Here is a 7,473-nt window from a genome sequence, read left to right as displayed (position 1 = left end):
CCGATGACCAGGGCGCGCTTGCCGCGGACCTCGCCCGCCCGGGCTACCGCGTGCCATGCCACCGCGGCAGGCTCGGCCAGAGCGGCCTCGCGGAGTCCCAGCCCGGCTGGCAGGGGGCGGAGCATACGCGCGGGAAGGGCTGCCAGGCGCGTGAATGCCCCGTCGGTGTGCGGGTGGCGGGCAGCGCTGCCCAGATATGTGCATCCCGGGGAGAGGTTGGGCCGGTCCAGAGGGTAGCGGGCACCGCCGCCTTGGGGAGTGGCCGGGTGTACGGCTACGTTGGTGCCGGCGGCGGCTCCGGTGCCGTCGGCCGCGGCCTGCAGCACCGTGCCCACGACTTCGTGCCCAAGCACCAGGGGATCCCGCAGCACGGACTCCCCCGCCGCCCCGTGCAGCCAATAGTGCAGATCGGAGCCGCAGATTCCCCCGTAGGCTATCCGCACCAGCGCCTCGTCCGGTGCGGGGCGGGGCATTAAACGTTCCTCCACACGGAGGTCGTCCCGCGCGTACGCCACGACGGCGAGATTGGCTTCGGTGGAGTGCTCCGACACTTAGACCACCACCGTCATGCCGCCGTCGACAAAGATGGTCTGGCCGTTGACGAACGCGGATGCCTCCGAGGCCAGCCACACCACCGGTCCTGTGAGATCTGCCACGGTCCCCCATCGGCCGGCGGGTGTGCGGCCCAGGATCCAGCCATTGAACTCAGGGTCATCCACGAGCCGCTGGGTCATCTCGGTGTGGATGTAGCCCGGGGCAATGGCATTGATCTGCAGCCCCAGGCCGGCCCACTCGGCGGTCATGGCGCGGGTAAGGTTGCGCAGCCCGCCCTTGGCAGCCGTGTAGGGGGCGATGGTGGGCCGGGCTAGCTCGCTTTGGACGGAGCAGATGTTGATGATCTTGCCCGAACCGCGGGATACCATGCCGCGGGCGGCTTCACGGCCGACCAGGAAGGCGCTGGTCAGGTTTGTATCAAGGACCCGGCTCCAGTCTGCCGGGTCCAGCTCGAACATGGATACGCGGTGCTGGATCCCCGCGTTGTTGACCAGGATGTCCAGCTGCCCGGTGGCTCCTTCGGCTGCCCGCACACCGGCATTCACGGCCGCCGGGTCGGTGATGTCAAAGGCGACGGCGTGAACGCGCCCCCGGCCGTACTGGTCCTCAAGCTCCGTGCGGGTCGCCTCGAGGCGCCCGGCGTCCGAACCGTGGAGGACTATCGATGCGCCGGCCTCCGCCAGACCGGCCGCGAGGGCTTTGCCGATGCCTCTGCTGGATCCAGTCACCAAGGCGGTGCGCCCCGTCAGGTTGAATAGTGGACTCACTGTGCGTCCTTTCGCATGGTATGTCGTGTCGCGGCGCCGTCCTCGTCCAGGTCGTTGCGGTGTCGCAGCAGCCCATGGACAGCAGCGGGATCTTGATCCCTGAGGCCGGTTACGACAAGTTCGGTGCAGAGTTTCAAGGCCGTGCGGGCCAACGTCAGGTCCTTGGCCGTGAATTGGGCGGGGCGGGCCCCCGGCAGCCGCAGGCCCGGCAACAGCAGGGGCCTACTCCTCGACCAGGAGTCCTTTGGCTTTGAGGACATCTGTGAGCTTGCACAGCTCGATCGTGGTCCCGCCCTCGTGGTAGGCCTTGATCAGTTCGCGCTCTGCATCGTCACGAGCCTGGCACAGCGAGATAACTTCTTCGGCTTCTTCCCGCCTGACGACCACCACGCCGTCGGCATCCCCGCGCAGGATGTCGCCCGGATACACGATCTCATCACCGATCACCAGCGGATAGTTGACCGGGCCAAGAGTCTCCTTGACAGTGCCCTTGATGCTGATGCTTCCGGAGAACACCGGAAGACCGAGGTCGATGAGGTCCTGCGTGTCCCGCACTCCCGAGTCGGTCACCATGGCCGCGATACCCTTCGCCACCATGGCATTGCCCAGGACGTCGCCGAAGGTACCTGCGTCCGTGAACTCGCCGGCTCCCACCATTACGACGTCCCCGCGCCGTGCATAATGGATGGCTACCTGCAGCATGAGGTTGTCCTGCGGCGCGCATCTGACTGTCATGGCCGGCCCGCAAAAAGACATGGACCGGTCGATCGGCTTGATCCGCGAGCTCAGGGCGCCCTTCTTGCCCTGGGCCTCATGGATCGTGGCCGAAGAGAAGGCAGCAAGGCGGCGCACGACATCCGGGTCCGGCCGCTCGAACTTAGTCTTGACATGGATCATTTGTTGCATTTTTTCTTCCATGGTTCAGTTCAGGGCGCGGACGGCCTTGTCGATGGCCTCCACGCCGGCATTGATGGTTTCCAGTGATGTGGCAAAGGAGATCCGAAAGTAAGGCCCAAGGCCGTAGGCGGATCCTGGAATGACTGCCACCGAGGCTGCGTCGAGAAGGTACAAAACGAAATCCTGGTCATCGTCGATCCTGGCCCCGGACGGCGTGGTCTTGCCGACGACGCCGGTGCAATTCACGTACGCATAGAAAGCACCTTCCGGAGACCTGCAGGACAGGCCTGCGACGGCATTGAGGCCGGCAACCACGGCATCGCGCCGGGCACGGTAGACCTCCACTGACTCGCGGACAAAGCTTTGGTCACCTGCCAGTGCAGCTGCAGCGGCGGCCTGGCTGATGGAGGAGGGGCACGAAGAGATTTGTGACTGAAGCTTGTTGATCGAGGCGATGATGTCTGCCGGTCCGACGCCGTAGCCCAGGCGCCACCCGGTCATGGCGTAGGCCTTGGACACGCCGTTGACCATCAGGATGCGGTCCCGGAGCATTGGTGCGGCAGCAGCGAGGCTGCTGATCCGGCCCTCGCCGAAATAGATCTCATCGTAGATCTCGTCGGTCAGCACGTAGACCTGCGGATGCCGGGCCAGGACGGCGCCCAGTCCGTCCAGCTCGGCAGGAGCATAGACCGCGCCGGTGGGATTCGAGGGGGCATTGAGGATCAGCCACTTGGTGGCCGGTGTGATGGCGGCCTGAAGCGCCTCCGGGGTCAGCTTGAAGCCGGTGTCTTCACCGCAGGGCACGATCACAGGAGTCCCGTCATTGGCCAGGACCATGTCGGGATAGGACACCCAGTAGGGAGCAGGGATGATCACCTCGTCCCCTTCATCCAGCGACGCCATGAGAGCGGTGAAAATCACCTGTTTCGCGCCTCCGCCGATCGTGAGCTGCTGCGGCACATAACGGAACCCTGTCCGCTTCTCGACATGGCCAAGGATGGCAGCCTGAAGCTCAGGAGTTCCGGTGACCGAAGTGTATTTGGTCTCTCCCGCCTCTATTGCCTGGATCGCCGCGCGCTTGATGTGGTCTGGGGTATCGAAGTCCGGCTCACCGACCGTCAGGTCGATAATCGACCGCCCCTGTGCCTTAAGCTCACGGACGCGCGCCGCGGCGGCAACGCTGGCGGACTCCTTGATGCGCGTGACACGCGACGCCGGCTGATACTCAGACATTGTCTCCTCCAAGAGGGTGAAGGGCGGAAGCAGATGGGTAACTTCTTCGAGCCTACGGAGCCGGGCCGGTCTTGGATAAGACCTAATGTACGTGGACGGATAAGCGCTGCTTATGACGAATTAGCCGTTACTGCCTTCGGTGGGGACCTGATTCATTCAATGCTGGGGGACCTCAGTCTAAGTCCAAAGAGTTTGCTTATGGATTCATCCGCTATTGGTATTACCGCAACTGTCCCCGAAGTGACTTAATTCTTGGAGGCCTCATTCGTGTGGCGCGGCCCTTTGGGCGTCCATGGCGCCATAGTTCAGGCATGGGACACCAGCAAGAGCCAGGCAGACAGAAGGAGCATTGCCATGTACAGCTACCGAGCCAAGACCGGGACTTCGGAGCTGCGGAAGGAGCGCGAGAAAACCGCCCAAGGTCTCGAGCTGCTCGGGCAACAGCTGTCCTGTGTCGTCAGCAGGATGCGAACCCTCACATCGGGAAGAAACCAACACATCGCCCAAGCCCTGAAAGACGGGCTGAAGGTGGCGGCACTGGCCGAGGCGGCGGGGGTGACGCACAGGACCATCCGCACAATCGCGCAGTCATACGAGGACATCTATCCAACCCACACACCCAGAGAGATCCACCTGAATGCCATCCGGGCGAAAACGGCAGAGCTCCTGGCCGCGAAGGAAAAGCGTGCAAAGCTTGAACGTCAACGGGACCGCCTCATCGTCAGGGCTTACCAGGTGACCGGTTACGATCCTCTCGACCTCGCAATCGCCAGCGGTCTGACAGTGGAACAGGTCAGGAAAACAACGCGTGGACTGCGCCGGGGCAACGCCATGGATGACCACGGCTTCCGGCCAGCGTCGGCCGCTGTTGATCGGGCGCTTTCAGACGTCCGCAGGAGGACGGCTACCGTATGAAGCGGGCCTTGAACCTCGCCAATGGGCAGGTGACCGGCCTTTAGCCCTCCACCGCTCTTTTCCGGGCCGTCCCCCCTGAAACAGGGGAGTGCAGCATCCTCTGAGTTCGGCCTGACCGGCGGCGTGGCCATTGCCGCCCGTGAATCCATCACAGCAAGTGCTTCTATAGGAGATTGCCCATGTCCAACCCAAACACCCAGGCCCTGTCCGATGCCGGCGTGTCCATCTGGCTTGACGACCTGTCCCGCGACCGGATCACCTCCGGCTCGCTGCAGACGCTGATGAAGGAAAACAACGTGGTCGGCGTGACCACCAATCCGACCATCTTCGCCGCCGCGCTCAAGGAGTGCGATGCCTACGCCGCGCAGGTCAGGCACCTGGTGGAACGGGACGCCGACGTGCAGGATGCGGTCTTCGCGATCACCACCGAAGACGTCTCCGAGGCGTGCGATCTGTTCGCCGAAATCGCCCTGGCCACCGACGGCGTGGACGGCCGGGTCTCGATCGAGGTGGACCCGCGGCTGGCCCGGGACGCCGCCGGCACCGTCTACGAGGCCAAGCACCTCTCCGAGGTGATCAACCGGCCCAACGTCTTCATCAAGATCCCGGCGACGGTCGAGGGCCTGGAGGCCATCACGGCCACCCTCGCCGCCGGCATCAGCGTCAACGTGACCCTGATCTTCTCCCTGCAGCGCTACCGGGAGGTCATCAACGCCTTCCTGCTGGGCCTGGAGCAGGCCAGGGAGAACGGGCACAACCTGGCCGAGATCCACTCCGTCGCCTCGTTCTTCGTCTCCCGGGTGGACACCGAGATCGACAAGCGCCTGGACGCGGTCGGCACCGAGGAGGCCCTGGCCCTGAAGGGCCAGGCGGGCATTGCCAACGCCCGGCTGGCCTACCAGATCTTCCAGGAGCAGTTCAGCACCGAGCGCTGGCAGGTCCTGGCCGCGGCCGGCGCCCGCCCGCAGCGGCCGCTCTGGGCTTCCACCGGCGTGAAGGACCCGGCCTACCCGGACACGCTCTACGTCACGTCCCTGGTGGCCCCGGGCATAGTGAACACCATGCCGGAAAAGACCCTGGAGGCTGTGGCCGACCACGGCCAGGTCGGCGGGGACACCGTCACCGGCACCTATGAGGAAGCCAACAGGCTGCTCGATGCGGTGGCGGCACAGGGCATCTCCTACACCGAGGTCGTCGACCGGCTCGAGGAGGAAGGCCTGGAGAAGTTCGTGGCCAGCTGGAACCAGCTGCTCGGCACCATCCAGGCGGCACTGGACAACGCAGGAAAGGCCTGACAACGCATGGGTTCGCTGTCCTTTGAGGCATCAGGTGCCGCGCGCACCGCGGTTGAAGAACATGTCGGCACGCTGGTCGCGGACAAGGTAGCGTCCCGCATCGCCGCCAAGGATCCAACCCTTTGGGGAACGGAGGCCGAAGCCGAGGCGGGCATCCGCCTCGGCTGGGTGGAGGCCGCCGAGGTTTCGCGCCCGCTGGTGCGCGAGATCCTGGATCTGCGCGACGACCTGCGGGCCGAGGGGATCACCCGGATCGTGCTGGCCGGCATGGGCGGTTCGTCGCTGGCTCCCGAGGTCATTGCCAACACCGCCGGTGTCGAGCTGACGGTGCTGGACAGCACGGACCCGGAACAGGTCTCCGCCGCGCTGGCCGAGCGCCTGTCGGAGACGGCCCTGGTGGTCGCGTCCAAGTCCGGGTCCACCGTGGAGACGGACTCGCAGCGGCGCATTTTCGAGCAGGCCTTCACGGAGGCCGGCCTGGACGCCGCCGCCCGGATCATCGTGGTCACGGACCCGGGTTCGCCGATGGACGCCGCCGCCCGCGAGGCCGGATACCGCGCCGTTTTCAATGCGGATCCGAACGTGGGCGGCCGGTACTCGGCGCTGACCGCGTTCGGGCTGGTCCCCTCGGGCCTGGCCGGGGTCGATATCGAGGCCTTGCTCGACGACGCCGAGGAAGCGGCGGAGATCCTGGCCGAGGACGCCCCGGAGAACATCGCCCTGGGCCTGGGCGCGGTCCTGGGCGGGACCTCCCCGCTGCGGGACAAGATCGTGATCGTGGACGAGGGTTCCGGCATCGTGGGCTTCGCCGACTGGGCCGAGCAGCTGGTTGCCGAGTCCACCGGCAAGTCCGGCACCGGCCTGCTGCCCGTGGTGGCCAACCCGGGGGATCCGGAAACCACCTGGGAAGACTCCGACATCCTGCTGGTGCGGCTGGTCTCGCCGGCCGCCGAACTGCAGGCCGGGGACAGCGCCGCCAACCAGGTCGTCGTGTCCGGCAGCCTGGGCAGCCAGCTGCTGCTGTGGGAGTACGCCACGGCCGTGGCCGGCCGGCTGCTGGGGATCAACCCCTTCGACCAGCCGGATGTCGAAGCCGCCAAGGCCGCCGCCCGCGGACTGCTGGACGCCCGTCCCGGGTCGCAGCCGCCGGCCTTCACCGACGGTGCGGTGCAGGTGCTCGCGGACGCGCAGGTGCTCGGCGGCGCGGGCAGCCTCGCGGCGGCGCTGCAGGCCCTGATCGGCACGCTCGGACCGGAAGGCTACCTGAGCATCCAGGCCTACCTGGACCGCTTCGGCCAGGCGGAGCTGGCCGACCTGCGCCCGCAGCTGGCCGCGCTGGCCCACCGGCCCGCCACCTTCGGCTGGGGTCCGCGGTTCCTGCATTCCACCGGACAGTTCCACAAGGGCGGGCCGGCTGTCGGCGCCTACCTGCAGATCACCGCCGAGTCCTCCCTGGACCTGCCGGTTCCCGGCCGCCCGTTCAGCCTTGGGGAACTGATCGCCGCCCAGGCCGCCGGCGACGCGCAGGTCCTGGCCGACCACGGACGTCCGGTCCTGAGACTCCATCTAACGGACCGCCGTGCCGGCAGCACGCAATTGCTCGAGGCCGTGGCACAGCTCGGCGGCAAAGGATAAGTAGCACAGCAATGCCAGATACATTCGAGGCGCGGCGGGGCAACCCGCTGCGGGATCCGCGCGACCGCCGGCTGTCCCGGATTGCAGGGCCCTGTTCCCTGGTCCTGTTCGGCGTCACCGGGGACCTCTCGCGCAAGAAGCTCATGCCGGCGGTGTACGACCTGGCCAACCGCGGC

Annotated in this window: 7 protein-coding genes and 1 pseudogene; 4 read left to right on the top strand and 4 right to left on the bottom strand. The window is 66.3% G+C overall.

What is annotated here, in order from left to right; all coding sequences use genetic code 11:
* The 4 genes from ACFQ36_RS18820 to ACFQ36_RS18805 form a co-directional block, all read right to left on the bottom strand.
* Nucleotides 1-551 (bottom strand): alcohol dehydrogenase catalytic domain-containing protein (locus ACFQ36_RS18820; protein ID WP_377016391.1); only part of this gene is annotated, 551 nt, incomplete at its 3' end.
* Complete coding sequence (locus ACFQ36_RS18815; protein ID WP_377016388.1) at nucleotides 552-1,322, bottom strand: SDR family oxidoreductase; 771 nt, start codon at nucleotides 1,320-1,322, stop codon at nucleotides 552-554. It abuts the gene before it with no gap.
* A 222-nt stretch (nucleotides 1,323-1,544) separates the two neighbouring features.
* Entirely contained in the window at nucleotides 1,545-2,228 is a 684-nt protein-coding gene (locus tag ACFQ36_RS18810; RefSeq protein ID WP_377016386.1) for a 4-carboxy-4-hydroxy-2-oxoadipate aldolase/oxaloacetate decarboxylase, read from the bottom strand.
* 15 nt (nucleotides 2,229-2,243) lie between these two features.
* Nucleotides 2,244-3,452 carry an aspartate transaminase gene (locus tag ACFQ36_RS18805; RefSeq protein ID WP_377016384.1) on the bottom strand — a complete coding sequence of 403 codons (1,209 nt, stop codon included), beginning with the start codon at nucleotides 3,450-3,452 and terminating at the stop codon, nucleotides 2,244-2,246.
* A 354-nt stretch (nucleotides 3,453-3,806) separates the two neighbouring features.
* On the opposite strand from ACFQ36_RS18805, the gene ACFQ36_RS18800 reads away from it, so the two are divergent.
* From ACFQ36_RS18800 to ACFQ36_RS18785, 4 genes and pseudogenes are all read left to right on the top strand, one after another.
* Nucleotides 3,807-4,367 carry a hypothetical protein gene (locus tag ACFQ36_RS18800; protein ID WP_377016382.1) on the top strand — a complete coding sequence of 187 codons (561 nt, stop codon included), beginning with the start codon at nucleotides 3,807-3,809 and terminating at the stop codon, nucleotides 4,365-4,367.
* 179 nt (nucleotides 4,368-4,546) lie between these two features.
* Nucleotides 4,547-5,662 carry a transaldolase gene (gene tal, locus ACFQ36_RS18795; RefSeq protein WP_377016381.1) on the top strand — a complete coding sequence of 372 codons (1,116 nt, stop codon included), beginning with the start codon at nucleotides 4,547-4,549 and terminating at the stop codon, nucleotides 5,660-5,662.
* A gap of 6 nt (nucleotides 5,663-5,668) precedes the next feature.
* Nucleotides 5,669-7,297 (top strand): glucose-6-phosphate isomerase, encoded by a 1,629-nt coding sequence (locus tag ACFQ36_RS18790; protein ID WP_377016380.1) that lies wholly within the window; start codon nucleotides 5,669-5,671, stop codon nucleotides 7,295-7,297.
* A gap of 11 nt (nucleotides 7,298-7,308) precedes the next feature.
* Nucleotides 7,309-7,473 (top strand): annotated as a pseudogene (locus tag ACFQ36_RS18785) (glucose-6-phosphate dehydrogenase); the annotation flags it as partial.

The organism is Arthrobacter sp. GCM10027362 (assembly GCF_042679445.1).
In the GTDB taxonomy this organism is placed as follows: Bacteria; Actinomycetota; Actinomycetes; order Actinomycetales; family Micrococcaceae; genus Crystallibacter.
Note: the sequence above shows the minus strand (reverse complement) of the source record. Positions and strands in the feature narration are given on the sequence as shown.

Coding starts and splice junctions, on each gene's coding strand:
- ACFQ36_RS18810 (WP_377016386.1), bottom strand. CDS start 2,228: ATGCAACAAATGATCCATGTCAAGACTAAGTTCGAGCGGCCGGACCCG.
- ACFQ36_RS18805 (WP_377016384.1), bottom strand. CDS start 3,452: ATGTCTGAGTATCAGCCGGCGTCGCGTGTCACGCGCATCAAGGAGTCC.
- tal (WP_377016381.1), top strand. CDS start 4,547: ATGTCCAACCCAAACACCCAGGCCCTGTCCGATGCCGGCGTGTCCATC.
- ACFQ36_RS18800 (WP_377016382.1), top strand. CDS start 3,807: ATGTACAGCTACCGAGCCAAGACCGGGACTTCGGAGCTGCGGAAGGAG.
- ACFQ36_RS18790 (WP_377016380.1), top strand. CDS start 5,669: ATGGGTTCGCTGTCCTTTGAGGCATCAGGTGCCGCGCGCACCGCGGTT.